The sequence below is a fragment of the Maribacter algae genome (genome assembly GCF_047345745.1).
Classification (GTDB): domain Bacteria; phylum Bacteroidota; class Bacteroidia; order Flavobacteriales; family Flavobacteriaceae; genus Maribacter.
Genome location: NZ_JBLFES010000001.1, coordinates 293,012 through 319,668 on the forward strand (window position 1 = coordinate 293,012; position 26,657 = coordinate 319,668).

At 39.9% G+C, this 26,657-nt stretch carries 25 protein-coding genes; 9 read left to right on the plus strand and 16 right to left on the minus strand.

Translation table 11 applies throughout. From position 1 onward, the window contains the following. Window positions 1–119 precede the first annotated feature (119 nt). From ACKWBX_RS01355 to nadD, 6 genes are all read left to right on the plus strand, one after another. Window positions 120–1,172 (plus strand): sugar phosphate isomerase/epimerase family protein, encoded by a 1,053-nt coding sequence (locus ACKWBX_RS01355; protein ID WP_413966844.1) that lies wholly within the window; start codon window positions 120–122, stop codon window positions 1,170–1,172. Window positions 1,173–1,259: 87 nt separating this feature from the next. Further along, on the plus strand, window positions 1,260–2,006 hold the full coding sequence (locus ACKWBX_RS01360) for a 3-keto-disaccharide hydrolase (protein ID WP_413966845.1): 747 nt from the start codon (window positions 1,260–1,262) through the stop codon (window positions 2,004–2,006). Between the two features lie 40 nt (window positions 2,007–2,046). Next, a complete protein-coding gene (locus tag ACKWBX_RS01365) occupies window positions 2,047–2,859 on the plus strand; it encodes a 3-keto-disaccharide hydrolase (protein WP_413967972.1) in 813 nt (270 codons plus the stop codon). A 54-nt stretch (window positions 2,860–2,913) separates the two neighbouring features. Continuing rightward, the gene (locus ACKWBX_RS01370) at window positions 2,914–3,771 is read left to right on the plus strand and encodes a YicC/YloC family endoribonuclease (RefSeq protein WP_413966846.1); all 858 of its coding nucleotides are present in this window, start codon (window positions 2,914–2,916) and stop codon (window positions 3,769–3,771) included. Further along, complete coding sequence (gmk, locus tag ACKWBX_RS01375) at window positions 3,771–4,361, plus strand: guanylate kinase (protein ID WP_413966847.1); 591 nt, start codon at window positions 3,771–3,773, stop codon at window positions 4,359–4,361. The genes ACKWBX_RS01370 and gmk overlap by 1 nt, the downstream gene beginning before the upstream one ends. A gap of 5 nt (window positions 4,362–4,366) precedes the next feature. Continuing rightward, window positions 4,367–4,951 carry a nicotinate (nicotinamide) nucleotide adenylyltransferase gene (nadD, locus tag ACKWBX_RS01380; protein ID WP_413966848.1) on the plus strand — a complete coding sequence of 195 codons (585 nt, stop codon included), beginning with the start codon at window positions 4,367–4,369 and terminating at the stop codon, window positions 4,949–4,951. Between the two features lie 13 nt (window positions 4,952–4,964). Here the strand turns inward: nadD and ACKWBX_RS01385 are convergent, their stop codons facing one another. The 4 genes from ACKWBX_RS01385 to ACKWBX_RS01400 form a co-directional block, all read right to left on the minus strand. Then, complete coding sequence (locus tag ACKWBX_RS01385) at window positions 4,965–5,375, minus strand: hypothetical protein (RefSeq protein ID WP_413966849.1); 411 nt, start codon at window positions 5,373–5,375, stop codon at window positions 4,965–4,967. A gap of 119 nt (window positions 5,376–5,494) precedes the next feature. Then, window positions 5,495–6,229: a DUF6503 family protein gene (locus tag ACKWBX_RS01390; protein WP_413966850.1), complete on the minus strand. Its 735-nt coding sequence runs from the start codon at window positions 6,227–6,229 to the stop codon at window positions 5,495–5,497. Then, a complete protein-coding gene (locus ACKWBX_RS01395) occupies window positions 6,216–8,459 on the minus strand; it encodes an inorganic phosphate transporter (protein WP_413966851.1) in 2,244 nt (747 codons plus the stop codon). The genes ACKWBX_RS01390 and ACKWBX_RS01395 overlap by 14 nt, the downstream gene beginning before the upstream one ends. A gap of 155 nt (window positions 8,460–8,614) precedes the next feature. Next, window positions 8,615–9,010 carry a carboxypeptidase-like regulatory domain-containing protein gene (locus ACKWBX_RS01400; RefSeq protein WP_413966852.1) on the minus strand — a complete coding sequence of 132 codons (396 nt, stop codon included), beginning with the start codon at window positions 9,008–9,010 and terminating at the stop codon, window positions 8,615–8,617. Between the two features lie 169 nt (window positions 9,011–9,179). On the opposite strand from ACKWBX_RS01400, the gene dgt reads away from it, so the two are divergent. Beyond that, window positions 9,180–10,526: a dGTP triphosphohydrolase gene (gene dgt, locus ACKWBX_RS01405; protein ID WP_413966853.1), complete on the plus strand. Its 1,347-nt coding sequence runs from the start codon at window positions 9,180–9,182 to the stop codon at window positions 10,524–10,526. A gap of 8 nt (window positions 10,527–10,534) precedes the next feature. Here dgt and ACKWBX_RS01410 read toward each other — a convergent pair whose 3' ends face one another. Beyond that, the gene (locus ACKWBX_RS01410; RefSeq protein ID WP_413966854.1) at window positions 10,535–11,659 is read right to left on the minus strand and encodes a DUF3078 domain-containing protein; all 1,125 of its coding nucleotides are present in this window, start codon (window positions 11,657–11,659) and stop codon (window positions 10,535–10,537) included. Continuing rightward, complete coding sequence (locus ACKWBX_RS01415; protein ID WP_413966855.1) at window positions 11,656–13,419, minus strand: 1-deoxy-D-xylulose-5-phosphate synthase; 1,764 nt, start codon at window positions 13,417–13,419, stop codon at window positions 11,656–11,658. The genes ACKWBX_RS01410 and ACKWBX_RS01415 overlap by 4 nt, the downstream gene beginning before the upstream one ends. A 48-nt stretch (window positions 13,420–13,467) precedes the next feature. Here ACKWBX_RS01415 and ACKWBX_RS01420 point away from each other — a divergent pair, with 48 nt between their 5' ends. Continuing rightward, window positions 13,468–13,911 (plus strand): nucleoside deaminase, encoded by a 444-nt coding sequence (locus tag ACKWBX_RS01420; RefSeq protein WP_413967973.1) that lies wholly within the window; start codon window positions 13,468–13,470, stop codon window positions 13,909–13,911. A gap of 53 nt (window positions 13,912–13,964) precedes the next feature. Here ACKWBX_RS01420 and ACKWBX_RS01425 read toward each other — a convergent pair whose 3' ends face one another. The 4 genes from ACKWBX_RS01425 to aspS all read right to left on the minus strand — a co-directional run bounded on the left by ACKWBX_RS01425 (window position 13,965) and on the right by aspS (window position 18,454). After that, window positions 13,965–14,156 (minus strand): cold-shock protein, encoded by a 192-nt coding sequence (locus tag ACKWBX_RS01425; protein ID WP_413966856.1) that lies wholly within the window; start codon window positions 14,154–14,156, stop codon window positions 13,965–13,967. Window positions 14,157–14,229: 73 nt separating this feature from the next. Then, entirely contained in the window at window positions 14,230–14,493 is a 264-nt protein-coding gene (locus tag ACKWBX_RS01430; RefSeq protein WP_413966857.1) for a hypothetical protein, read from the minus strand. A 40-nt stretch (window positions 14,494–14,533) separates the two neighbouring features. Then, the gene (locus ACKWBX_RS01435) at window positions 14,534–16,249 is read right to left on the minus strand and encodes a chloride channel protein (RefSeq protein WP_413966858.1); all 1,716 of its coding nucleotides are present in this window, start codon (window positions 16,247–16,249) and stop codon (window positions 14,534–14,536) included. Between the two features lie 456 nt (window positions 16,250–16,705). Then, window positions 16,706–18,454, minus strand: a complete 1,749-nt coding sequence (gene aspS / locus ACKWBX_RS01440; RefSeq protein ID WP_413966859.1) for an aspartate--tRNA ligase — start codon at window positions 18,452–18,454, stop codon at window positions 16,706–16,708. 259 nt (window positions 18,455–18,713) lie between these two features. Between aspS and ACKWBX_RS01445 the strand changes: the two genes are divergently transcribed. Next, entirely contained in the window at window positions 18,714–19,061 is a 348-nt protein-coding gene (locus ACKWBX_RS01445; RefSeq protein WP_413966860.1) for a toxin-antitoxin system YwqK family antitoxin, read from the plus strand. 75 nt (window positions 19,062–19,136) lie between these two features. Here the strand turns inward: ACKWBX_RS01445 and ACKWBX_RS01450 are convergent, their stop codons facing one another. The 6 genes from ACKWBX_RS01450 to ACKWBX_RS01475 form a co-directional block, all read right to left on the minus strand. After that, the gene (locus ACKWBX_RS01450) at window positions 19,137–22,643 is read right to left on the minus strand and encodes an efflux RND transporter permease subunit (RefSeq protein WP_413966861.1); all 3,507 of its coding nucleotides are present in this window, start codon (window positions 22,641–22,643) and stop codon (window positions 19,137–19,139) included. Between the two features lie 164 nt (window positions 22,644–22,807). Further along, window positions 22,808–23,974 carry an efflux RND transporter periplasmic adaptor subunit gene (locus ACKWBX_RS01455; RefSeq protein WP_413966862.1) on the minus strand — a complete coding sequence of 389 codons (1,167 nt, stop codon included), beginning with the start codon at window positions 23,972–23,974 and terminating at the stop codon, window positions 22,808–22,810. 97 nt (window positions 23,975–24,071) lie between these two features. After that, on the minus strand, window positions 24,072–25,421 hold the full coding sequence (locus ACKWBX_RS01460; protein WP_413966863.1) for a TolC family protein: 1,350 nt from the start codon (window positions 25,419–25,421) through the stop codon (window positions 24,072–24,074). A 2-nt stretch (window positions 25,422–25,423) separates the two neighbouring features. Further along, the gene (locus ACKWBX_RS01465; protein WP_413966864.1) at window positions 25,424–26,029 is read right to left on the minus strand and encodes a TetR/AcrR family transcriptional regulator; all 606 of its coding nucleotides are present in this window, start codon (window positions 26,027–26,029) and stop codon (window positions 25,424–25,426) included. A 54-nt stretch (window positions 26,030–26,083) separates the two neighbouring features. Continuing rightward, on the minus strand, window positions 26,084–26,251 hold the full coding sequence (locus ACKWBX_RS01470; RefSeq protein WP_413966865.1) for a hypothetical protein: 168 nt from the start codon (window positions 26,249–26,251) through the stop codon (window positions 26,084–26,086). After that, window positions 26,229–26,657, minus strand: a complete 429-nt coding sequence (locus tag ACKWBX_RS01475; protein ID WP_413966866.1) for a hypothetical protein — start codon at window positions 26,655–26,657, stop codon at window positions 26,229–26,231. Before ACKWBX_RS01475 ends, ACKWBX_RS01470 begins: the two co-directional genes overlap by 23 nt.

Below are 26,657 nucleotides of genomic sequence, written 5' to 3' on the forward strand. Positions count from 1 at the left end.
TTATAAATTATCGATATTGGGATTCAGATTGCAAATAATTCAATTTTAAATATAACGTTATTCCGCAAACTTCTCATAACAAACAAAAGAACAATTCACAAAAACAAGAGCATTAGACTATGAAAACAATCAAAGGCCCTGCGGTTTTTTTAGCACAATTTGTAGATGGCACAGCCCCTTTCAACTCTTTGGACGGCCTATGCAAATGGGCGTCCGACCTTGGATATAAAGGCATACAGATTCCTACATGGGAACATTTTTTAATAGATGTTGACAAAGCGGCAGAGAGCCAGACGTATTGTGACGAGCTTAAAGGAAAAGTAAATTCATACGGTCTGGAAATCACCGAGCTTTCTACACATTTACAAGGGCAATTGGTAGCGGTACATCCAGCTTATGACATTATGTTCGATGGTTTTGCACCGGATACCGTTAAGAACAATCCAAAAGCGAGGACGGAATGGGCAGTAGACGTGGTTAAAAAAGCAGGTACGGCCAGTAGAAGATTGGGAATTAATGCACACGCTACATTTTCTGGTGCGCTCCTATGGCATACGATGTATCCTTGGCCGCAACGCCCTGCAGGATTGGTCGAGATGGGATTTGAAGAATTGGCTAAACGATGGATGCCTATTTTGAATCATTTTGACGAACAAGGGGTAGATGTTTGTTATGAGATACACCCTGGAGAGGACTTGCACGACGGTGTTTCATTTGAACGCTTTTTAAAAGCCACCAACAATCACAAAAGGGTGAATATGTTATACGACCCAAGCCACTATGTGCTTCAGCATTTGGACTACCTTACTTTTATTGACCATTATCACGAATTCATAAAGGCTTTTCATGTAAAGGATGCAGAGTTCAATCCTACCGGAAAACAAGGTGTGTATGGCGGGTATTCGGATTGGATAGATAGAGCGGGCCGATTTAGGTCCTTGGGAGACGGTCAAGTAGATTTTAGCGGAATTTTCTCAAAACTTACACAGTACGGTTGTGATGTTTGGGCGGTAATGGAATGGGAATGCTGCATGAAAAGCCCTGAGCAGGGCGCAAGGGAAGGAGCTCCTTTTATCCAAAAACATATCATTGAGGCTACACAAAAAACTTTTGATGATTTTGCAGGAGGAGAAACCGATAAGGATGTATTAAAGAAAATATTGGGACTTTAACATCTAAAATTTCCTTCACATGGTTTGATGTATAAATATCGAAATATACTTTTCACCTCTATTTTAGAAATTAAAAGAATAAGACATATGAAAAATTTGACAGTATTGGCAATGGTTGTTTTAATAGTTTTTTCGTGTAAGGAAAAGACAAAGACAACCTTTGAAGAAAATGCTGATTCAGCAGTAGCTGAAATGCCAAAAACAGATACAGAACAAGAATGGACGATTCTTTTTGACGGCTCATCTTTTGATGCTTGGAAAGAATACAATACAGATGGTGTAAGTGAAAACTGGAAAATAGAAAATGGTGCCATGGTTTTTTATCCAACTGAAAAATATGAGGCCCATAATTTAGTGACCAAAAAGGAGTACACGGATTTTATATTATCACTGGAATGGAAAATTTCGGAAGGTGGCAATAGCGGTATTTTTTGGGGCGTTCAAGAAAATCCAAAACTTAGCGAAGCCTATCAAACGGGTCCGGAAATCCAGGTCCTGGACAACGAAAAGCATCCAGATGCCAAAGCGGGACTTAATCACCAAGCAGGAGCGTTGTACGATATGGTAGCACCATCCAAAGATGCTACGAAACCTGTTGGAGAATGGAATTCCTGTATTATTACCATTGATCATAAAGAGCAAAAGGGGAGTGTAAACCTAAATGGAACCGAGGTTGTAACTTTTCCGGTAGGAAATGAGAAATGGGATGAAATGGTATCCAAGTCCAAATTTGCGGATTGGGAACATTTTGGAAAATATGATACCGGTAAAATAGGATTGCAGGACCATGGAAATAGGGTATCCTTCAGAAACATCAAAATAAAAGAATTATAATATTCCTAATAGTTTAACCAACCGTATTATTATGAAAAATATGAAACCGTTCTTATTATTGATAGTTATAATACTTGCATCATGCAAACAAGAGGGTGAGGTAAACATGCCGGAAAAGGTACCAGAGGCAGAAGATGTAGTTATAGTTTATGAAGAATATTCCGGTGTTGAACCCACAAAACCGGAGCAGACGGAATTCTATGAGCCAAAAGTCCCTGTGGTAGGACCTGCGACCAACAACAATATTCCGAGTGACGCCATTGTGCTTTTTAACGGTGATGATTTAGACCAGTGGATCAGTGTAAAAGATAGTACAATGGCCAAATGGCATTTAAATGGCGATGGAAGTATGACCGTGAATGACAAAACGGGTGATATCCAGACCAAGCGAAATTTTGGGGATATTCAACTGCATATAGAATGGCGTTCCCCAGCAGAGATTAACGGTGAAAATCAAAGCAGGGGCAATAGTGGAGTGTTTATCTCTGGCCTTTATGAAGTACAAGTGTTGGATAACAATGACAATCCCACTTATGTGAACGGTCAGGTAGCATCGATCTATAAACAGCATACGCCTTTGGCAATGGCATCTGTCCCAACGGGAGAATGGAATACCTATGATATTATCTATCATGCCCCGGAATTCAATAACGAGGGCCAGAAAACAAAATCCGGCACACTCACCGTATTGCATAACGGCGTTTTGGTCCAGGACCATGTGGAAATAAAAGGGACCACCCCATATATTGGCTGGCCAAAGAATCCGGCTCATGGGAAGGGCCCCATTATCCTTCAGGATCATGGCGATAATAGCAGGGTGAGTTATAGAAATATTTGGGTAAGGGAATTATAGTCCATACGCGAGTACCCGAAATAAATTAACTTTGTCAAAATTTAGTTTTAGCCCATGATTAAATCCATGACCGGTTTCGGGAAATATGTTGTTCAACTTCCAACAAAAAAAATAACAGTAGAAATCAAATCACTCAATAGCAAAAGCATAGACTTGAACGCTCGCATGCCTTCTTCCTATCGTGAAAAAGAGCTTGAAATACGAAAAGTGATCGCGAACTCCTTGCAAAGAGGGAAAGTAGATTTTAATCTTTATGTTGAGATTACCGGCGATGAAACTACTACCGAGGTCAATGAAACGGCGGTACGGCAGTATATGAAGCAATTAAGGTCCATTGCCGATGGTGATGATTTAAGATTGATGGAGATGGCTTTGCGTTTTCCGGACGCAATGAAGACCGATAAGGACGATATTGATGAACAGGAATATGAGGCCATTAAAAAAGCATTGGAAGGTGCTTTGCGAGAGATCAATGACTTTAGGTTGGAAGAAGGTACCGTACTAGAAAAGGATTTTTTGGAACGGGTGGATGCCCTAAAGGAATTATTGGAGCAAGTCCTGAAAATGGACCCTGAAAGATCGGGAACTATTAGGGAACGTTTAGAGAAGGCGGTAAACGATATCAAAGCGGAAATAGATGCGAACAGGTTTGAGCAAGAGCTGATCTACTATTTGGAAAAGTACGATATAACAGAGGAAAAGGTACGTTTGGCAAACCATTTGGACTACTTTCAAAAAACCTTAAAATCAGACGATAGCAACGGCAAAAAACTAGGATTTATTTCTCAGGAAATAGGTAGGGAAATAAATACCATTGGTTCCAAAGCTAATTATGCCCCAATGCAGCAATTAGTAGTGCAGATGAAAGATGAGCTAGAGAAAATAAAGGAACAAATGTTGAATGTGCTTTAATGAAAGGAGGTAAGCTTATTATATTTTCCGCACCTTCGGGAAGTGGTAAAACAACGATTGTGCGGCATCTATTGAAACAGCCCGATTTAAATTTGGCTTTTTCGGTCTCGGCTACTTCAAGACCTAGAAGAGGAAAAGAAAAAAATGGGGAACATTATTACTTTATGTCCGTTTCCCAATTTAAAAAACATATTAAGAACGATGATTTCCTGGAATGGGAAGAGGTATACCGGGATAATTTTTATGGTACGTTAAAGTCTGAGGTAGAACGACTTTGGACCGAAGGTAAAAATGTGATTTTTGATATTGATGTGGTCGGAGGACTTCGTATCAAAAAGAAATTCCCAGAACTTACCTTGGCCGTTTTTGTAAAACCGCCCAGTGTGGACGAACTTAAGATCAGATTGAAAAAAAGGAGCACGGAGAGCGATGATAAAATAAATATGCGCGTTGCCAAGGCATCGGTAGAATTGGCAACGGCACCGCAGTTTGACAAAATCATTAAAAATTATGATTTGGAAGTTGCGTTACAGGAAGCGCATGATTTGGTCGCTGAATTTGTTGGTGCGGATAAGTCTGGGGAGGAATAGGAAGCATGAAAAAAGTGGGCCTATATTTTGGAACGTTCAACCCTATTCATATAGGTCATATGATAATAGCAAACCATATGGTAGAGTTTTCGGACTTGGATGAGGTTTGGTTCGTTGTGACACCGCAAAGTCCATTTAAGACAAAGAAGACCTTGTTGGACAACAACCATAGGTATCAGATGGTTTTAGAGGCTACCAAAGATTTCCCAAAGCTAAGACCCAGCACCATAGAGTTCAACCTTCCACAACCCAACTACACTATAGATACTTTGGTGCATCTTTCTGAAAAGTATTCCGATCATCATCAATTTTGTTTGATCATGGGAGAGGATAATCTAAAGAGTTTTCACAAATGGAAGAACTACGAGGTGATTTTGGAAAATTATGAACTATTTGTATATCCTAGAATTTCGGATGGGGATGTGGAACATCAATTTAAAGATCATCCTAAAATACATCGGGTAGCGGCACCTGTTATGGAAATATCATCGACCTTTATTCGTAACGAACATAAAAAAGGGAAAAACATCAGTATTATGTTGCCCAAGGCTGTTTGGAAATATATGGATGAAATGAATTTTTATCGATAATGAAACAAAAAAATCAACTTGCTTTTTCTTTCTCCAAAAGTTCTTGCGTCCACTGAAAAGCGCTTTCCAAATCTTTGAAAGCCCGTATAGGCTGTTTCATGAACATCCGTTCCAAACCCGCCAACGTTCTTCTTTTTTTGCTTTTGGCCACTACCGCCAATCCCACAAGATTAATAAACATTTTAGATGCTTCGCGATAACCCATTGGGTCAATGGAGTAGGAATAAACCCTGTTTGAAATATACACAAATCTTTTGTCGTAAGTGTATATTTGGGCAGCGGTCTGTAAGGATATAATGGCCTCTTCGAAAGTGACATGGACACCTTCTTTTATACACCCAATTACAAAATTGGGATAATAATCAAACCTGCCTATATCAGTTTCAAGTGTATGGATGATGTTATGGGCCAAATACGTTTCCAATACTTCTACTTAATAGAAGCACAAATTAACATATTTGCGATAGGGTTGCTTTGTAACAGGGTAACTATCCCCAATGATCGATAAACTGCAATTCTGAAGAGTTGGGGAGTAATATGTCTTTAAAGCGGTACTGCTTTCGTGAGCACATCCGTTCCTAGATATTTATCCTCTTTGTTATAATACCAAGCCCTGACCTTTGGCATTTTGATATCGTTTATCTCCAAGATATCCGTGAGAAGAATGTATTCCCCGTCATTTTTAGTCTCGTCATGATAAAACTGGTATACTTCCATAGCATAGGTTTTTGCATCAAAATAAAAATACCAAATATCTTTCCCCACTTCGGGATCATACGTTGCCTTCAGCCGAAGGTATTCTTTATCCTTAAAACGTACTTTTTCTACCTTGGGGTCTATATAGGTCCCGGGATCTTTAAGTTTCATAGGTAGCCCGTAAAGATAAGTGTAGTAATCTTTCATCATTTTGGCCCTTTCACAGGTGATGTTCAACTGCTCCCGGTATTCATCTGAAATAACTTCGCTATTGTCTAGCTTTAAGGTGCAATTGCCTCTATCCAATACGGATTCAATTGTATGGTCATCCTTCAAAACTATCGATTTATAATAATTTCCGGGAAGATTCAAAAAGAGAGTGGTACTGCGTTTGCCCTTGTCGGGAGTGGTCATTTCTATGGCCAGGGTTCCTTTAAAATTTCTCCAGTTTCCCTCCGGGTCGTGATAGGAAATAGCTTTTTCTAAAAGTTCCTCACCTGACAATTCTTGGGCAAGTCCTGACCAAGCCATAAAAAATACTAAAACAATCCGTATGCTTAAACTAAAGCTATGAGTTTGCATATTTGTCATAGGTTTCTATGAGGTTCATCGTAGCGGAAAGTAAATCTTTTGTTTCGAGCAATAAGCTAAAGTATAGTGCGGTGTTTTTTGGGCTGGATTCATCCGCGCGAGTACGTTCCACTTGTTTTGCGATTTTCTGATCTAGTTTTGCCAGCATTTCTTCTTTGTTCATTAACAACGAAGTCAATTTTTCAAATTCTTTGGTGCTGAAAATTTCTTCAATATCGGCAAGTAGTTTGGAAACGTATTGATCTGTCTCCTTTAAATCCTTAATCTGGTTGAACCGTAACTTTTTATGATTGTTGTTTACGTGTTTATAACCTGCCTTTGAAATATACTCTAAAGACTGCGTCATGTCCTGCAGGTAACTAAGGGCGGTGATGTAAAAATTACTGGTCCCAACACTGGATTCGTCCAGATTTTTTATAAAGTAGAAAATATTGTCCCGTAAACCTTCAACTTCCGTATCTAATTTGGAAATGCCTTTTTTGCTTTTCTTTAGGGTATCCAAATCATGTTTTGCAAGACCATCAATACTCTGTGTATAGATTTTATTGCCTCGTTTCATGGTCAATGCTATATTGGCGGCACTCTCCTCAATTAGCCCTATGATGGTGTTACTTTCCGCTTTCTGTAGTTTTTCCTCTAGCTTGGTTTCTTTCACTTTTTTGGAATGGGAAAGGTAATTTTTCCCGATCAGCAGAAACGCCACGACCAATAAAATTCCAATGGCAATAATACCTCCCAAGTGAATGATATAGGCTATGATGGCCGCCGCGGTAAAAGCACTGAAAGCAGTAAAGAACCATCCTCCAATTACGTTTAACACACCTGCAACCCTATAAACGGCACTTTCCGGGCCCCAGGCCCTATCGGCCAGGGAAGTTCCCATGGCTACCATAAACGTCACATAGGTTGTGGATAGTGGTAATTTCATGGAGGTCGCCAAGGAAATAAGGACACTGGCTACCATGAGATTAACGGATGCCCTTACCAAATCAAAAGCGGGAAGGTCTTTTACCTTACTTTTTGGAATATAAACGTAGGGCTTTTCAAATTGTTTGTCCATTTTCTTCTGAAGTCCTACCGGGATGACACCGGAAAGATTTTCAGAGGCTTTGATACTATATTTTACGATCTGTCTGGATAAAAAGTTAGGTTGAAACCGCTCATCGCCCTCATCTTGTCTGGAAAGATCAACACTGGTCTTTACTACATTTTTCGCCTTTGAGGAAAACCATAAAGTAATGACCATAACTACTCCGGAGGCCAATAGAAGATAAGTTGGTGTTTGCACGGCAGCGGAAAGCCCTTTCATGTTGAATTCATAAGCGTCTATTCCAGAAGCTTGCCAACTATTAAAAGATTCCAAAGCAGCCAATGGCACACCGATAAAATTCACCAGATCGTTGCCCGCAAAGGCCATGGCCAACGCAAAAGTCCCTAAAACGATAATTACCGTATAAATATTCCATTTTAGCACCGCAGAAAATACCCATGAAACTAGAGACCAAAAAACAATGTTGCCCAATACAAAGAGTTCACGCTGTGTGGCAATAAATTCATTTATATCCGAAGGTAAAATGGTCGTGCCCTTTAACCCCTTAACAACAATGAAATAAACGATTGCGGTAATGGCCAGCCCTCCAAACAAGGCACCTACCCATTTTGGTTTTTCTTCGAACTTAAAAGAAATAAGCAGTCTGGAAACAAATTGTACCAAAGCGCCTATAGTGAATGCAACGACGACAGAAAGGAGAATTCCCAAGATTATTTCCGTGGCCTTATCGGTATTGATATAATTGGGCAATTCAGAGAAACCACCGTCACTGTTGAATATTTTTACTAAGGAAATAGCCACGGCAGCACCTAACAATTCAAAAACGATGGATACCGTGGTCGAAGTGGGCATTCCAAGGGTATTGAAGAAATCCAATAGCAGAATATCCGTAATCATGACCGCCATAAAAATGATCATGATTTCCGCAAAGACAAATTCGCTAGGATTAAAGATTCCTTTACGTGCTACCTCCATCATACCACTGGAGGAAATAGCGCCAAAAGCAATTCCAACACTCGCTACGATCATAATCGTCCTAAAGGAAATAGCTTTGGAACCTATGGCAGAATTTAAAAAGTTAACGGCATCATTACTAACACCAACGACTAAATCGGTTATGGCCAAGACCGCCAAAGCAATAATCATGAAGAGGTAAATGTTTTCTCCCATCAATTTGAAATAATCACAAAAATGATATTATAATTTAGTAAGTATGTTAACATAAGGTTATGAAGTGTAGCAGGTAGGCATTACACTTTTTAACAAGTGCTCAATGTACTAATTTCTTTTTGGAAATAGGAGCTGTATAAAAAGAAGAAAAGGCGTTACTTTAAACGCCTGGCCAAAGTTTCCTCGACCGCATTTTCAGAAATATTTTCGGTTGTGGCAGTGGTTGCTCCGGGCGTTAAGGATTTTGCCCGTAAAGACTGTAAAATAGTGGTGTATTCCCCCGACTTTATTTCAATAGGCAATGTTACGGCTTCATACCCCAAAAAAGCAATCTCCAATGTGTATTGACCGGGAGCCATATCCGCTATTTCAAAATTACCGTTGAAGTTGGTCTGTACGGATTTATCCGTTCCTTTTACGGAAACAAATGCCATCAACAAAGGCTCATTGAACATTTCCGCATCAAGAACTTTTCCACTAACGCCACCCAAATCTTGAGCAGACGATATGAGGCCGGACAGTAAAAAAACAACTGTTAATATGTGTTTCATTAAGATTGCATTTATTTGCACTGCAAATAAACTTACACAAGGTTAAATTAAAGTTAGCTGTAGATTATTTGTATGTGTTTTTAAAGTTAAGTTTATCGTATTACACACATTTTGTAGCACGATGTTCGGCCGTTTAAAAACTGTATCTTGCGGTTTATTTTGATGAAAAATGCACTGGGAAAAACTACTTTCTTTAAAACGTAAGGGCGATAAAAACAAAAGACTTAGAAACGAGCAGGACGAAACCCGGTTAGGTTTTGACGTAGACTACGATCGTATTATTTTTTCTGCGGCGTTCAGAAGTTTGCAGGACAAGACCCAGGTAATTCCACTTTCTAAAACGGACTTCATACATACCCGACTCACGCATAGCTTAGAAGTTTCCGTGGTGGGGAGAAGTTTAGGCAGATTGGCGGGAAAGAAAATATTGGAGAAGCATCCTTATCTAAAAGAGGTCCATGGGTACCAATTTAACGATTTTGGGGCTATCGTAGCAGCGGCCGCCCTGGCACACGATATTGGGAACCCTCCTTTTGGACATAGCGGGGAAAAATCCATTGGGGAATATTTTAAGACAGGAAAAGGAAAAGTCTATAAAGCATCACTTTCTGAAAAGGAATATCAGGATATCATTGATTTTGAAGGAAATGCCAACGGTTTTAAATTAATGACCCAGGACAAGGCCGGAACGCCGGGAGGGTTGCGGCTCAGTTATGCAACTTTGGGTGCGTTCATGAAATACCCAAAGGAATCTCTACCAAAAAAGCCCACCAAACACATTGCGGACAAGAAATTTGGGTTTTTTCAACCTGAAAAAAATGATTTTGCCGAAATAGCGGAAGAATTGGGATTGATACAGAGCAGAAAAGGAACAGCTGTTTCCTTTGCAAGACATCCTTTAACGTATTTGGTAGAGGCGGCCGATGATATTTGTTATACGATTATCGATTTTGAGGACGGTATCAACCTCGGACTCATCTCCGAAGATTACGCCTTGGAATATTTGATCAAACTGGTCAAGGACTCCATCAACACCAAAAAATATAATGCCTTGGCCTACAAGGAAGACCGTCTTAGCTATTTGAGAGCACTGGCCATCAATACTTTGATACAGGATGCAGTAACTATCTTTATAGAAAATGAGGAAGCTATTTTGAATGGGGAATTTGAGGTTTCCTTGATGGACAAGAGTAAGTATGATGCACAGATAAAGGATATCATTAGCCTCAGTGTGGAAAAAGTCTACCAATCACAGGAGGTAGTGGAAAAGGAAATTGCGGGCTACCAGATTATTGCGGATATATTGGATGTGTATATAGAAGCACTTGTACAGCAAAAAAACGATAGAGCTTCCAATTACCACAAATTGATTTTATGTACGTTGCCTGAATTTTACCGAAGAACTTCAGGTATATCGCTTTATGAAATAATCCTGAATACGTGCTGCTATGTGGCCAGTTTATCGGATAGTTCTGCGGTGCACATCCATAATAAAATTAAAGGAAGCCAACTTTAGAAAGATTTTTAGAAATCATAGGAAATGCCAACACCTAACACTTGTTTAAATTGTATTCTTTGTTGACCGGGGTCCGTGACAACACCATCGGTCCTTACTTCGTCAAAAAGGATATCGTCGTCATAAATAACATGGGTGCCGAGCGTGGTGAGAATATACTTATTCACCCTTAGCTTAATATTCATTTCCCAGTCCAGGTCCACGTTTCCAAAGCTGTTCAAATAATCCGTGTAAAGATTTATCCTGCTTTTTAAATCGATATTTTTAGCGATGTTCACCTCCCAATTATGGGTAATGAGAAAACCAAGTTCCAACAAATGATTTTTACCGGGCGTGATGACATTGCCATCATCGTCCAAAATTGCTTTGTCCACTCCAAAAGCACCTTTGTCCGCAAGTTCTTGATCCAATACAAAAGTAGATTTTTGGGTCAGCGGAGAAATGTAGAGGTTAAATTTCTGGTCCTTACTAATATAAGAGGTACCGGCACCAAGAAACAAATAGCCAGGGGCCATAAAACGGGAAATAGGGGTTTCCCTATCCGGATATTTAAAACCGTTGGAAAATTGGGTATTAAAGTTCAATTGAACGGAATAATACCAGTTACTTATGGTATCCCTCCTATAGCCTACGTTAGAATTTAAGCGAATAACATCCTCGGTCTTGCGCAGTCTTCTTCCCTCTTGGGCATTAAGCCCGTACCTTAAATCTAGATTATTGTCCCATTTAAAATAACGGAACTTATAGTTGCGCACAAATTTTAAAAATCCCAGTGCACTTACGGCATTGTTCCCACCGGCATTCCAATTTACGAAAGCGACTTCGCTCAGATTAAAACCAAAGCCGTTTTCCTTGGTCCAGAAAGAGGGAACCCTGAACCTATTGTATTTATCCCTTAAGGGTTTCGTTCTTTTGAATGATATCACCGGATTGGTGAGGTTCACACCTCTACGAATGTTGTTCACTTTTTCCTGGGTCTTCCGTATGACAATGGTGTCGATTACAACAGAATCCAACAATACGGAATCAGGTGCCGTGGGAGACGGGATACTGTCCTGACCAAATCCTAAGTTTACGGTAAAAGCAAAAATTAATAGAGACAGCGCTTTTCTGAATGTATGCTGTTTGCTCATGAAATCTCTTTAATATAATTTTTAATGGATTTCTTGTCCAGTCCGACGATTTTATAGAGTTCTGAGATGGCCCCATGCTCTATAAAACCATCCGGGACGCCAAATATCTTAATATTTTTTTGAAAATGGATAGCATTTGCAAATTCTAGAATCGCACTTCCAAAACCACCATTTATGACACCATCTTCCATGGTTATAATGTGAGAATGATTTTTGAGAATTTGTTTTAACATTTTGGAATCCAAAGGTTTGATGAATGGAAAATCATAATGGGCAATATCAATTTCTTTGAGTTCATTGGTAATTTCAATTGCCATGTTCCCAATAGGTCCAGTGCTCAAAATAGCAATTTCCTTGCCAGATTTTATTTTTGCTGCCTTCCCTATTTCAATTTTTCGCATGGGTTGTTGCCAGTCTTTCAACACCCCTCTTCCCCTGGGATACCGAATGGCAATTGGATGGGGCAGACCCAATTGTGCCGTGAACATGATGTTGCGCAATGCAATTTCGTTCAAAGGCGAAAAGAGGATGAGGTTGGGAATGCAGCGCAGGTATGCAATATCAAAAACCCCGTGATGTGTGGCACCGTCCTGACCTACCAATCCAGCCCTGTCCAAACAAAAAATAACGGGTAGGTTCTGTAGTGCAACATCATGGATTACCTGATCATAGGCGCGCTGTAAAAACGTAGAATAGATATTACAGAAAGGAACGAGCCCTTGCGTAGCCATTCCTGCGGCCAAAGTAACCGCATGTTGTTCCGCGATACCCACGTCAAAAGCACGGCTCGGAATTTCATCCATCATAAATTTTAACGAACTGCCACTGGGCATTGCAGGGGTAATACCTACTATTTTTTCATTTTTGTTTGCCAGTTCTACAATGGTTTTTCCAAATACATCCTGAAATTTAGGAGGTTGCTGGGCTTCTATCTTTTTGAATAGTTCCCCCGTGGTTTTATCAAATTTTCCGGGAGCGTGATAAGTGACCTGGTTTTCTTCGGCCTGTCGTAGACCTTTGCCTTTCGTGGTAATTATATGAAGCAATTTTGGACCGGAAATTTTTTTCAATCGTTCCAGTTCGGAAAGAACCAATTCCAAATTATGACCGTCAATAGGTCCGGTATAGTTAAGATTCAGGCATTCAAAGATATTTTCCTCTTTTGCTGTCCCCTTTTTTACATTGGTCAAATATTTTTTAAGGGCACCTACGCTTGGGTCAATACCAATGGCATTGTCGTTTAATACGACCAATACGTTGCAATCGGTCACTCCAAGGTGGTTCAACGCTTCAAAAGCCATTCCACTAGCAATGGAAGCATCTCCGATCACGGCTATATGCTGTCTTTCTTTTTCTCCCTTTAATTGTGAGGCGATGGCCATGCCCAAAATAGCGGATATAGCGGTAGAGCTATGACCTGTACCGAAAGCATCAAACTCACTTTCCGTAATTTTTGGAAAACCGCTGATACCGCCCAATTGCCGGTTGGTATCAAAGATTTCTTTTCTTCCCGTCAAGATTTTATGTCCATAAGCTTGGTGGCCTACATCCCAGATAAGCTTATCGTAGGGCGTATTGAAAACATAATGCAGGGCAATGGTCAGTTCAACTACCCCAAGACTTGCGCCCAAATGCCCTTCCTTAGTGGCAACGATATCAATGATAAAATTTCGTAATTCTTGTGCAAGTTGGCGCAATTGCTCTTTAGAGAGCTTTTTTAAATCTTTAGGATTTGTAATATGATCAAGAAGGTTCTCCAAAAGTCATAATTAAAGCACAAAAGTAGTTCTTTATTGTATTTTTGAATGATGGTTCTCCCTTTTGACGATACATATTTTATGAAAAAAGCCCTGCAAGAAGCAGAAGCCGCCTTTGATAAAGGAGAAATTCCGGTCGGAGCCGTGATAGTTGTAAAAGATAGGATAATCGCCCGTTCCCATAATCTAACGGAACAATTAACGGATGTTACGGCACATAGTGAAATGCAGGCCATCACCGCCGCGGCCAATTTTTTAGGGGGCAAATACCTACATAACTGTACCATGTACGTTACGCTGGAGCCTTGCCAAATGTGTGCCGGAGCTTTGTATTGGAGTCAAATTTCCAAGATTGTTTATGCGGCCAATGACCCTAAGAGAGGATATGCCGCCATGGGGGCTCAACTGCATCCAAAAACTGAAGTGATAAGCGGTATTCTGGAACTTGAAGCCTCGGATTTGCTGAATCGTTTTTTTGAAAAGCTGAGAAAATAGAAAACCATCCGATATGGATGGTTTAAAATCTTCAAAAAGTAATACGTATTACATCAAAGGACCTGAACTTGTCCCGCTACTGTGCCTTTTCTTCCTTCTTCTTCTTCGTATGCTACTTTATCTCCTTCGCGTATCTCTGTTCCGTTAAGAGCAGTCGCATGAACAAAAATGTCCTTGCCCGTGTCATCGTTCGTAATAAATCCATATCCTTTGGATTCATTAAAAAATTTTACTGTGCCGGTCATTAAAATAAAAATTAAGAATTAATATCTCTAATTTACTATTTTTATTGGAATTATATGATAATCAGCACCTTAATTATTTTTTTGATGCGGTATCATCCGTTTTTTTAGGAGGTTTCCCCTGCATTTTTCTTACGTTTTCCTCCGTTAACATATAATCGTTCATTTTTTTGCCTTTACTTTCTTTGTATAGAAACAAGGGCATTGCAATCAAGAACAGCCCCAAGGTTCCCGAACCGATAAATTTATTGGCCAATTGCTTTTCGGTTTCTTCTAGATTAAATCCGTAGATAATCAATCCAAAGGAGATGAATACAATTCCGGTAATGAAATATTTCATACCCTAAAATTAAAAAAATAAGAATGAAAAGGGGGAATCGTTATTTGGTAAAATTGATGAGTTCTCTGCGGTATGCCGTCAAGAGTTTGGATTTGGATACAAAACCTTCATATTTGCCATCCTTGATGACAGGTAAGTTCCACGCACCGCTATCTTGAAATTTTTGCATCACTTTACGCATGCTATCCTGATCGTAGAAAATATGTTCGGGCGCGTGACTCATAAAGGTCTCTACCTTTGTGGTTTTATAGAGCGAAGTATCGAACATAAATTCTCGGATATCGTCCAGAAGAATTATCCCTACGAGCGATTTTGATTTATCCACCACAGGAAAAATATTTCGGGTAGATTTGGCAACGGCTCCATGGAGCATGTCGCCCAAGGTGGTTTCAGGCGTAACAGATTTAAAGTTTTTCTCGATGATATCCTCAAGTTGCATCAAGGTAAGCACGGCTTTGTCCTTGTCATGTGTGAGTAAATCTCCCTGTGCGGCCAATTCTCGGGTGTAGATGGTATAATCGATTGTGTTTTTGGTAATCAAGTATGATATCGCCGCCGTAATCATCAAAGGAACAAATAGGCCATAGCCACCTGTAATCTCTGCGATAAGGAATATAGCGGTCAGCGGCGCATGGAGCACCCCGGCAATTAGGCCTGCCATACCGATCAGGGTGAAATTACTTTCCGATACCGAAAACCCCAAGCCAACGTTATTGATGACTTTTGCCACCACGTTTCCAAGTGCACTGCCCATAACCATAGTAGGAATAAAGATGCCCCCGGCACCACCAGCGGCAAAAGTGGTCGTCATGGCGACTGCCTTAAAAATAGTAATACCGAACAATAGGGCGATGACCACCCAAATGTTATCCAAATAAGCATCAAATGGCGTAGCGCCGAGCGCCATCAGGTGATTGCCATCCAATAAATGATTTATAAAACCGAAGCCTTCTCCGTATAACGGTGGAATGAAGTAGAGCATAATCCCAATGGCCAGGCCTCCCACAAGAAGTCTATATTTTGGGCTTTTTAAAGGACGAAAGAGTTTGATGATGCCAAAATACATTTTGGTAAAATATATAGATGCCACTGCGGTTCCCATGCCCAAAGCGATGTAGAATAACGTATCCTTAACTTCAAATTCTTGGGAAATCGTGAATTTGAAAAGTACTTCGTTTCCCAAAAAGAAATAGGAGGTGAGCACTCCAGAAATAGAGGCCAAAAGTAAAGGTAACATGGAAATCATGGTCAAATCCATACTAAAGACTTCTACGGCAAAAATAATGGCCGCAATGGGTGATTGGAAAATGGATGCTATTGCCCCGGCAGATGCACAGGCAATCAAGAGCGAACGTGTTTTTGCGTTAATATGAAAAAGTTGTCCCAGATTGGAGCTTATGGCAGCTCCAGACGCCACTGCCGGCCCTAACAATCCTACAGATCCTCCAAAACCAACGGTCAGCGGTGCTGTGATCAATTGTGTGATGATTTGTTTTTGTTTAATGATTCCCTTGTTTTTGGAAAGTGAAAAAAGAATGGAGGAAACAGCATGTCTCAGTTTTTCTTTATGGATATATTTTACATACAGGTAAACAAGCGTAAGCCCTACAATGGGGAGGATAAAATACAATTGATTTTTAGAAATGATAATCCCGCTTTCCAAGGAGGATTCTATGAAATAGGTTATATTTTTTAAAGTAACCGAGGCCAGCCCTGCCAAAAGCCCTACCAGTACACTTAAAATATAGATGAACATTTTGTTGGAGATGTTTTTATACCTCCATTTTAAAATGCGTTTTAGAAGTCCTTGGGTTTTGGTTGGCATTATGTGATATACAATCGTTCCCCTAAAGGTATTTAAAAAGTGAGGAAATATAGCTGGGTTATTAGGGTTTAAAATAAATCTCTAGTGCTACCCTATTATTGGATTAGAAATAGCTGCTCGAATACACAGTCAATTCGATGAAGCTTGCGAGCAATAAATCTCAACATGTAAACGACATATTAGATTTCTCACGTCCATTTCATTCGGTTCGAAATGGCTGGAACTTTTTATAATTGACATTACAAACCTTCGCTTTTGTGCCAGCGTTCAAAGAGTTGTCATTTCTGGATTTCTCACATCCGTTCGAAATGATAAAATGTACTAAAAGTCATTTTGATATAAGCGGAGCGATTGAGAAATCTAAAAACGCTTTTGTAGTATGAAAAACTACAAATCTACTTTCAAATTCAACTCTTTAAGTTGCTCCTCATCAATAGTTGCGGGAGCATCGATCATAACGTCACGACCACTATTGTTTTTTGGGAAGGCAATAAAATCACGTATGGTTTCCTGTCCGCCCAAAATAGCCACTAATCTGTCCAGCCCAAAAGCGATTCCTCCATGAGGGGGTGCTCCATATTGGAAGGCATCCATCAGAAAGCCAAATTGCGCTTTTGCTTCCTCGGGCGTGAAACCGAGATGTTTGAACATGATAGCCTGAGTTTCCTTATCATGAATACGAATAGAGCCTCCTCCGATTTCGTTTCCATTTAAAACCAAATCGTAGGCATTGGCACGAACCGCTCCAGGGTCACTATCCAATAGTTCCAGCTGACCAGGTTTCGGGGAAGTGAACGGGTGGTGCATGGCATGGTAGTGTCCTGTTTCCTCATCAAGCTCCAATAATGGGAAATCAATCACCCAAAGAGGTGCAAATTCATCCGATTTTCTGAGCCCCAAGCGTTCTGCCAGTTCCATTCGTAAAGCACTTAATTGCGTCCTGACTTTATGGGTATCTCCCGAAAGCACGCAGATCAAATCTCCTGACTTGGCACCGGTTACGGCCGCCCATTTGGCCAGATCTTCTTGGTCATAGAATTTGTCAACGGACGATTTAAAAGTACCGTCTTCGTTGCATCTGCAATAGACCATACCCAATGCGCCTACCTGCGGCCTTTTGACCCAGTCGGTCAATTTATCTATTTCTTTTCGAGTATATGAATTTCCTCCCGGTACGGCGATACCGACCACCAATTGGGCCGAATTGAACACATTGAAATCTTTATGTTGGGCAACTTCGTTCAGTTCACCAAATTCCATCCCAAAACGGATGTCCGGTTTGTCGTTTCCATATTTGGCCATGGCCTCATCAAAGGTCATTCTTGGAAAAGTATCGACATCAATCCCTTTTATTTCTTTGAGCAAATGTTTGGTGAGCCCTTCAAAAGCATTTAGAATATCTTCCTGCTCCACAAAGGCCATTTCACAGTCGATTTGCGTGAACTCGGGTTGCCTGTCCGCACGTAAATCTTCATCGCGGAAACACTTTACGATCTGAAAATATTTATCCAGGCCACCGACCATCAATAATTGCTTAAAAGTTTGTGGCGATTGTGGTAACGCGTAAAATTGACCTTCGTTCATACGGCTAGGGACCACAAAATCACGGGCACCTTCCGGTGTGGATTTTATGAGATATGGGGTCTCCACCTCAATAAAACCTTTATCGGATAAATATTTCCGGACTTCTATGGCGACCTTACTTCTAAATATAAGATTGTTTTGAACCGGTTTTCTTCGGATATCCAAATAACGGTATTTCATACGGAGGTCCTCACCGCCATCGGTATCGTCTTCTATGGTGAAAGGAGGTGTCCGGGATTTGTTTAGAATGGATAGTTCATCTACCAATACCTCAATATCTCCTGTTAGGATATTGTTATTTTTCGAAGCCCTTTCAATCACTTTCCCTTTGGCCTGAATCACAAACTCCCTGCCCAGATTTCTGGCTTTTTCCAATAGCTCTGTCGCTGTCCGATCCTCATCAAATACCAGTTGGGTAATTCCGTAACGGTCACGGATATCTACCCAAACTACAAACCCCTTGTCCCGGGTTTTTTGTACCCATCCAGATAAGGTTGCCGATGTGCCTATATGGGAAGCGTTGAGTTCACCGCAGGAATGACTTCTATACATAGTTTATGTTTTACCAAAGGGCAAATTTAAGAAGTCTCAGGGATTAAAGATGTATATAAAAAGTCAGTTTTTAGTGTTAAAATACCTGTTGTGAGCAATATCCAATATGAAATTAAAATACTGATAATCAATTATTTATATTTTCAATGTAAATTTAATGTAAACAAAATGTTATTTTAAAGTTGATTTAAAGTGAAATAAATGTATATTTGTAACGTTAATGTAAATAATCGAAGATATAATATAACTCCATATACTCATGAAAAAGATTTTATTTTTAGCGGCATTTTTGGTTTCCATAGCAATGAGCGCACAGGCAGTGAAACCAAAATTTGAAAAAGAAGGCGATAAAGTGAAAGCAACATATTTCCATGCCAACGGTGAAGTTTCCCAACAAGGTTATTTTTTAAATGAAAAACTTACCGGGGAATGGACCATGTACAATACCCAAGGAGAAAAAATTGCTATGGGAAATTATGTTGAAGGTGTAAAAACAGGAAAATGGTTGTTTTGGGAAGGTGAAACTATTAAAGAAGTAGATTTTAATAATAACAGGATAGCTGCAGTGGTAGATGCCAAAACTAAAGAGAGCTTGGTAAAAAATTAAATCACTATTTAAAATAATTGAAATAAAAATGCCCAACCGTAACGGTTGGGCATTTTTTTATGGAATTATAGTGGACTATGCTGCTGCACTTTCCAATACTTCTGGCTGTGTTTCTTTTTTCTTTCCGCCTCCCCTGATTTTTATTTTAATCCTATAAACAATATTGAACAACACTGGTACGATGATCAAGGTTAGAAAGGTTGCTACTATCAAACCAAAGATTACGGTCCATGCCAAAGGCCCCCAGAAAATAACATTGTCACCGCCAATATAGATTTTCGGGTCAAACTCCGAGAATAAAGAAAAGAAGTCAATATTCAGGCCAATGGCCAACGGAATCAATCCAAGTACCGTAGTAATAGCCGTTAAGATTACCGGTCTTAATCTTGCCTTTCCACCGCGTGTGATAATTTCGGTTACTTGCTCCATGGAAAGCAGGTCCTTATCATCCATTCCCAATGCTACTTTCTTTCGGTCTATTAGAATTTGTGTGTAATCTAACAGTACCACCCCATTGTTTACGACGATACCTGCCAAGGAAATAATACCCATCATGGTCATCATGATGACAAAAGGCCATCCGGTGAGCATCAATCCCCCAAAAACACCTATAAAACTCAGGAAAATAGCAATCATTATGATAATGGGTTTTGAAATCCCACCAAATTGGAATATTAAAATCAATAAAATCAACCCAAGCCCAGAAAAGAAAGCACCGACCAAAAACTGCATTTGTTTATTTTGTTCCTCAATCTGTCCGGTATAATCAATTTTGATATCTTCAGGGAGACCCTTGTAATTCTCCATTTCTTTTTGGATTTCTGCCACGATGGCTCCCGCATCACTAAATCCGGGCTTAAGTCCTGAATATACCGTAACGATTCGTTTCTTGTTCTTATGCTTAATAGCACTAAAACCAGAAGAGTTTTTCTGCGTAGCTACAGCGGAAACAGGGATTTCCTTAATCTGCCCGTTGGCCGGGTCCCTGAAAATTATATTTTGGTTGAATAATGCGTTCTTATCATAGCGAATGTCTTCCTGAAACCGCACATTGATGTCATAATCTTCACCATCTACTTTGTAAACCCCCGCTTTTTCACCAAATAAAGAACGACGCAATTGTTGCCCTACTTGCCCTACTGCTACGCCCAACTGTCCTGCTTTTTCGCGATCCACCGTTACTTGCATGGAGGGCTTGCTTTTGTTTACATCAATTTTGAGCTCCTCGATTCCTGCAATGTTTTTGGCATCGATGAAGTTTTTGATATCCTCCGCAGTATTGATAAGTTCCGCATAATCTTTTCCCTCCAATTCTATATTAATAGGATATCCTGCCGGAGGTCCCGCAGCATCTTTTTCCACAGAAATAGCTACTCCCGGATAGACATCCTTAAGACTTTCTTGGATTTCTTTACGAAGCTCTTCAGTATCCAGACCGTTTCTATATTTAAATTCCCGCATAGAAACCGTTACTTTTCCGCGGTGTGGCATTTCCGCTGCGGAACCTCCATCGGTTTGTGGATTTCCGGCACCTTCGCCAACTTGTGAAACAGCTGACTCTACTAAATAATTTTCCCCATTAGGTCCCTCGTATTTGTCTTGATTCACGATACCGTAAATACGCTTTTCAATATCCTTGGTAATTTTGTTGGTCTTTTCAATAGAAGTCCCTTGAGGATATTCAATGTACGCATAAACTTCATTGGGAATGGTGTCCGGAAAGAATTCAATTTTAGTTCTGCCAGAGCCAATAGACCCACCAAAGGCCATAAATACGGCAATTAATAAAAAGAAGGTAATCCCAAAATACCAATACACATTTTTACCGCGTAAGGAATGTTGAATGCGCCGCTCGTACCAATTTTCAAAATGCACCATGGTCTTTTTTTGAAAATTTAACGCCCATCGCTTTAGAACATATTTATAGACCCAGAACATAATAGCGGTTAAAATCATAACCGTTCCCAAACCACGCATGGCACCTCCGAAAACTAATATGAAAATTCCCAAACCTCCTAAAATAGCACTGATGCGTATTAGTTGTTTTGTCTTCAATTCTTTTTCCCCAATTTCCATAAACTGTGAAACCAACATGGAGTTCATAAAAATAGCAACGAACAAGGAAGACCCCAATACCACGGATAAGGTTATCGGGAAGTAAATCATAAACTGACCAAAGATACCGGGCCATAAACCTAAGGGCACAAATGCGGCGACGGTGGTCAAGGTGGAAATAATGATTGGGAAAGCGATTTCGCCGATACCTTTTTTGGCAGCTTCCGTTCTGGGCATCCCTTCATCCATTAATCTATAAACATTTTCGACTACTACAATACCGTTATCCACCATCATTCCCAGCCCCATGATCATTCCAAATAAAATCATTGTATTTAGCGTATAACCAAGTGTACTTAAAATGGCAAAAGACATAAACATGGACATTGGGATGGCAAAACCAACGAACAAGGCATTTCTAAAACCGAGGAAGAACATGAGTACCGTAACCACTAAAATAATCCCGAAAATGATGTTGTTCACCAAATCATCTACTTGATTTAAAGTCCGTCCCGATGAATCGTTCGCGATAGAGATATTCAGGTCAGAAGGATAATATTCCGCTCTTTCCTTTTTTACGATTTCACGAATCTTGTTGGAAGCTTCTATCATGTTCTTTCCGGAACGCTTCTTAATATCCAGCATGACCACGCTTTCCCCAAATTCTCTGGCAAAGGTAGTTTTGTCCTCTTCTGAAAAGGTGACCTTGGCAATGTCTCGAAGATAGATAGCCCCTTTTTCCGACTTCACCACAAAATTGTTCAGTTGCTTAGGGTCTTTTATTTCTCCCAGCACTCTGATAGTTCTACGTTGTTCATCGCTTTTTATGTTACCGGCGGACATGGTCATGTTACCGTTGGCGATAGCCCCGATGACATCTTGAAAACTGACTTGTGCGGCCATCATCTTATACACATCTACTGCAACTTCTACCTCTTTTTCCTGTGCTCCACGGATACTTACTTCCTTGATTTCCGGTAGATCCTCTATTTCATCCTGTAGGTATTCTGCAAATTCCTTCAACTTTTCTACAGGATAATCTCCTGTAAAGTTGACGTTCATAATAGGAAAGGATTCGGATAAATTTAGATCAAAGACATTGGGTTCTACCTTTGCATTGTTAAAGGTAGGCCAGTCTTCACTTGCTTTTTCACCGTCTACTTCATCCTTAACCTTTTGTTTTGCCTGTTCCACGGTCAAATCCTCATCAAACTCTACGGTGATAATGGAGTAATCCTCTTGTGAAGTGGATGTGATTTTTACCACGTTACTTACATTTTTGAGTCGGTCTTCCAATGGATCGGTTATCAATCGCTCAATATCTTCCGCTGTATTACCAGGATATGGAGTACTCACATAAATTTTAGTTTCTACGATTTCCGGGAAATCCTCACGTGGCATAGCCTGATACGATTTAAAACCTATCCACAGAAAAATAGCGATCATCACATAAATGACGGATGGATTATCTATGGCCCAAGAGGAGAGTTTAAACTCTTTGTCGGCGTTTTTCTTTTGTTTACTCATTTTTTTAGTCTTTAGACGGTAGTCGTTAGTCTTTAGTTTTATTTTTTAAGTATTTCTGAAATCCAAATATCATTTTGGATAATTCTTCCAGTTTAATCCTTATGTAATTTTCTTCTGTTAAGGCGAATTTAATTTCCCTCATAAAATATAATTTCGTCTACCTTCTACTTACTAATTTGCACTTTCTGTCCGTCCTTGACACTTCTTGCCCCTTCCTTGATCAAATGATCACCATTGGATATGCCGGAAATGATTTCCACATCACTGCCCTGCGTTTTTCCGGTAGTGATAATATGTTTTGCCACAGTAGCTTCTTCAGCACCGTCCGTTAGTTCTGCAACATATACATATTGTTCGCCTTCGGCATTTTCCGAGATAATGCTTTGTGGAATCACAATGGCTTCTTCATTGGAATAATCGTTGATGTTGACTTTTGCCGTTAAATTCGGTTTAATGTTGCCTTCTTTGTTCGGAACGGGAATTTCAACGGTAAACGCCCTGTTGCTAGGATTGATGAAGTTGCCGGTCTGTCTAACTTTGCTTACGACCGTATCTCCCAATACAGGAAAATATACTTTTGCTTCTTTTCCTTCGGAGATACCGGATAAGTAATTTTCTGGAACATCGACTTCAATATACATATCGCTCAAATTGACAATTCTGAATACTTCGGAACCCGGTCCAGGAGCCACTACCGTGCCCTGTTCTTTGATGACGTCATCAATAATTCCGGAGAACGGTGCCCTAATGGTAGATTTTCCCAATTGGCTTTGTACCTGTTTCACGGCACTTTCCGCAGCTTCATAAGTTGTCTTTGCCTGTAAATACTGAATTTCAGAACCAATTTTTTGCTCCCATAACCTTTTCTGGCGCTCATAAGTTGTCTTTGCCAGTTGCGCCTGTGTTTTTAATTGGTTTAATTGACTTCCCATACCGCCATCATCAATGGAGGCCAACACTTGTCCTTTGGAAACTTTTTGTCCTTCTTTCACATATACACGATATAAAGTTCCTGCCATTTCCGGATAGATCAAAACGTTTTGCTTGGTCTTCACATCGCCCTGTAATTCCAAATAGTGTTGAAAAGGAGCCGTTTTTGCTTCTATCGTTGTGACAAGAGCAAGATTACTTTCTCGATTGGCAGATCCCAACGCATCATCTATCTGTTTCAATTGCGCCTCAATTGCTTTTTGGGTTTCCGATAGTTCCGTTTTCTTTGCTCTAAGGCCGTCTAAATCTCCTGCTTCGACAAGGTCGGATACGGATTTTTCGCTCGCCCCTCCACAGGATATGAGAACTAAAGCCGTTATAAGATAAATTATGTTTTTCATTACTTTAAAGTTTATTTGTTTGTAAGTTGATGCGTTTATTAAAATGTTTATGTGACAAAAGGGTTATATGTTTATTTGTCATAACAGATGATACCAATCATTCATTAAGGATAATTTCCAGTTCTGTTTTCTTATTAATTACGGATACCATCGCTTGTAAGTATTCTTGCTGTGCGGTATACAGTTGTGTCTGTGCCTGTCTAAGCTCAAAACTTGAGGCGATGCCCTCAAAATATTTGATTTGATTTTTATTTTCGATACGCTCCGCGAGATTCAGATTATTTTTTGAGGTTTGATATTGTTCTATGGCCAAGGTGTAGTTGCTTTTGGCATTTTCCAATTGTAGTCTAATTTGTGCCTCGGCTTCGGTCAGTTGCGTTTTTGCTTTTTCCAAAGCGATTTTTGCCCTTGAGGTACTTGCACTTCTTTTAAGCGAACTGAAAATTGGGATATTTAAATCGAAACCAAGTACCGAAGATTCGAACCATTCTTGGTCACTGCTCAGAAAGGTAAAATCATCCGAAAAAGAATTCGCTCCATAGTTTACAAAGGCGTTCAAAGTTGGCAAGGCCCTACTTTTTGCCAGCTTCCATTCAAAATAACGCTGTTCGTTAAGGTTAAGGGCCAGCTTATAATCTACGTTGTTTTCAATGCTCAATTGATTTTCGAGTAGGCCGAAATCAATTTGTTTTTGGGTCAAATCGTCCAGCGTTTCTTCCAACTTAGTGGGCGCATCCAAATCGATTCCCATTACCAAATTCAGCATTTTTAGCGTAATTTCCTTTAACCGAATGGCATTTTTTAATTGATTCTCAACGGATGATAAGGTAATCTGTAACTGTTCTACACTTTCCTCGTCACCCAGTCCGTTTTCAAATATTTTGGTGGTCTCGAACAGGTTTTTTTCGAGCGTAGCCTTATTGTTTTCAAAGATATCCACACTTTCCTGTGCCAACAGCACATTGCCATAGGCTTCTACTGTGGCCTTCCGAACTTCCTGCGCTGTTTTCTCCTTGTTGTTGGCACTGTAGCTTAGAAAAGATTTTGTGGCCTGCACGCCCACAATGTAGGAGCCGTCGAAAATTTGTTGTTTAAGTGTAGCGGTTGCCCTTGCAGACTGTGCCTGACCGAACACCACTTCTTGGAAAGTGCCGGGTTCCCCACCAAAAAATTCTGCCGGTATTTGGGTCACAGGTTGTATCAATTGGTTTTGATAACCAACGGCCCCACTTATTTGTGGCAATCCAGAAGCTATAGTCTCCCATTTTTGTTTTTGCGCATCCATAATATCACGGTCCGCATTTATGGCACTGTAATTATTTTCCAGCGCAAAATCAATGGCTTCTTGTAAAGTAAAACTGTAGGTGGTTTTTTCTTGTTCTTTTTCCTGTGCTTCAGTATGCCCAAAGGAGAACAGGAGGATAAGAATATATAAGTAATTACGCATTTTTATTCTTGGTTAGAGTTGATGATTGCATTTAATATTTTTCTTCCTTTTGGGGTTACAATTCCTCTTAAGTGGTATTCTAGATATTCATCCATGAGCGTAGCGATCGGAAATTTGTTGATGGGGAATAATTTTTGATCTTTGATACTGGTAACACCGGAAAAATAGATACGTGCTACAAAATCCTTATTTAAATTTTCTCTGTAAATGCCCTGTTCCATTCCTCTTTTGATATTGTCCAATACACAATCTTCCATGAGTTCAAATTGCTTATCGCGCATCACCCCGTACACCGCCGGGTAGTATTTTTGAAGTTGGTATTGGGGCGAAGATTTTTCATCTTTCAAATGGAGCATTACAAATTTCTTTATCTCGTACAATTCGGCTATCGGATTCTTTTCCAGCGCACATATATGGTCAATGCCAAGGGCAATACAATGTAACAAATGTGTTGTACTGGCTTCGATCAGTTTTGTCTTGTTGTCAAAATGGGTATAAATCGTCTTTTTTGAAATACCCATTTCGTTGGCCAGATCGTCCATTGTGACACTTTTAAAACCTAGGTTCAAAAATAGATCCGTCGCTTTCTCTAAAATTTTTTCTTTCATAGCGAGGCAAATGTACAATAGGAAACTTTGAAAACATTTAAAGTTTCCTAAGTTTTACAATTTTTTAACACTCGCTTTTTTGCCATGTATGATTGTTTTTTTCTCAGTTTCTTTTTCTTTATTGGTACGGGAAACATTGGTTTTTGGATTCAAACTCCAGAAAAAGGCTTTGTTTTGGTACCCATACGTTTTTCTGTTTCTATTGTCCTTGGGTACTGCCATTGTTTTCTTCTTTAATTCGCGCTATATAATTGTTGTAGGCCTGTTCCCCTTCTGCTTCCCAGAATTCGTCATAATATTTCCATTCGGAAAAGTCCTTTCGCAACGTACTGCATTTATGGGCACGGTTTCTCCTTTTCGATTTACTGTTCTTGCCCGGGCCGTCGCCACCGCCAAACCCAAATAGAATCTTGGCCAAAATAAGAACGCCCACAGCTTGCCAATAACCCACCATAGGCAATCCAAATAGCTCTGGCATTAACCAGTTCCACAGGCGCATTACAATATATCCTACCAAAAAGGCAATGGCCAGTCCAAGAATAATGAAAAAGAAAATTTTGAATCCTTTGGTGACATAGTGTTTAACATTGTCCTCCACCTCTTTTTTAATTTGTGCTTTATGTTCCAT

What these genes read in the sequence shown, in the direction of transcription:
- ACKWBX_RS01430 (WP_413966857.1), bottom strand. Translation starts at nt 14,493, where the DNA reads ATGAAATATTTCATTACCGGAATTGTATTCATCTCCTTTGGATTGATT.
- ACKWBX_RS01425 (WP_413966856.1), bottom strand. Translation starts at nt 14,156, where the DNA reads ATGACCGGCACAGTAAAATTTTTTAATGAATCCAAAGGATATGGATTT.
- ACKWBX_RS01475 (WP_413966866.1), bottom strand. Translation starts at nt 26,657, where the DNA reads ATGGAACATAAAGCACAAATTAAAAAAGAGGTGGAGGACAATGTTAAA.
- ACKWBX_RS01450 (WP_413966861.1), bottom strand. Translation starts at nt 22,643, where the DNA reads ATGAGTAAACAAAAGAAAAACGCCGACAAAGAGTTTAAACTCTCCTCT.
- gmk (WP_413966847.1), top strand. Translation starts at nt 3,771, where the DNA reads ATGAAAGGAGGTAAGCTTATTATATTTTCCGCACCTTCGGGAAGTGGT.
- aspS (WP_413966859.1), bottom strand. Translation starts at nt 18,454, where the DNA reads ATGTATAGAAGTCATTCCTGCGGTGAACTCAACGCTTCCCATATAGGC.
- dgt (WP_413966853.1), top strand. Translation starts at nt 9,180, where the DNA reads ATGCACTGGGAAAAACTACTTTCTTTAAAACGTAAGGGCGATAAAAAC.
- ACKWBX_RS01370 (WP_413966846.1), top strand. Translation starts at nt 2,914, where the DNA reads ATGATTAAATCCATGACCGGTTTCGGGAAATATGTTGTTCAACTTCCA.
- ACKWBX_RS01355 (WP_413966844.1), top strand. Translation starts at nt 120, where the DNA reads ATGAAAACAATCAAAGGCCCTGCGGTTTTTTTAGCACAATTTGTAGAT.
- ACKWBX_RS01465 (WP_413966864.1), bottom strand. Translation starts at nt 26,029, where the DNA reads ATGAAAGAAAAAATTTTAGAGAAAGCGACGGATCTATTTTTGAACCTA.
- nadD (WP_413966848.1), top strand. Translation starts at nt 4,367, where the DNA reads ATGAAAAAAGTGGGCCTATATTTTGGAACGTTCAACCCTATTCATATA.
- ACKWBX_RS01395 (WP_413966851.1), bottom strand. Translation starts at nt 8,459, where the DNA reads ATGGGAGAAAACATTTACCTCTTCATGATTATTGCTTTGGCGGTCTTG.
- ACKWBX_RS01460 (WP_413966863.1), bottom strand. Translation starts at nt 25,421, where the DNA reads ATGCGTAATTACTTATATATTCTTATCCTCCTGTTCTCCTTTGGGCAT.
- ACKWBX_RS01435 (WP_413966858.1), bottom strand. Translation starts at nt 16,249, where the DNA reads ATGTTCATCTATATTTTAAGTGTACTGGTAGGGCTTTTGGCAGGGCTG.
- ACKWBX_RS01400 (WP_413966852.1), bottom strand. Translation starts at nt 9,010, where the DNA reads ATGAAACACATATTAACAGTTGTTTTTTTACTGTCCGGCCTCATATCG.
- ACKWBX_RS01360 (WP_413966845.1), top strand. Translation starts at nt 1,260, where the DNA reads ATGAAAAATTTGACAGTATTGGCAATGGTTGTTTTAATAGTTTTTTCG.
- ACKWBX_RS01365 (WP_413967972.1), top strand. Translation starts at nt 2,047, where the DNA reads ATGAAACCGTTCTTATTATTGATAGTTATAATACTTGCATCATGCAAA.
- ACKWBX_RS01445 (WP_413966860.1), top strand. Translation starts at nt 18,714, where the DNA reads ATGAAAAAGATTTTATTTTTAGCGGCATTTTTGGTTTCCATAGCAATG.
- ACKWBX_RS01420 (WP_413967973.1), top strand. Translation starts at nt 13,468, where the DNA reads ATGGTTCTCCCTTTTGACGATACATATTTTATGAAAAAAGCCCTGCAA.
- ACKWBX_RS01470 (WP_413966865.1), bottom strand. Translation starts at nt 26,251, where the DNA reads ATGGCAGTACCCAAGGACAATAGAAACAGAAAAACGTATGGGTACCAA.
- ACKWBX_RS01455 (WP_413966862.1), bottom strand. Translation starts at nt 23,974, where the DNA reads ATGAAAAACATAATTTATCTTATAACGGCTTTAGTTCTCATATCCTGT.
- ACKWBX_RS01410 (WP_413966854.1), bottom strand. Translation starts at nt 11,659, where the DNA reads ATGAGCAAACAGCATACATTCAGAAAAGCGCTGTCTCTATTAATTTTT.
- ACKWBX_RS01390 (WP_413966850.1), bottom strand. Translation starts at nt 6,229, where the DNA reads ATGCAAACTCATAGCTTTAGTTTAAGCATACGGATTGTTTTAGTATTT.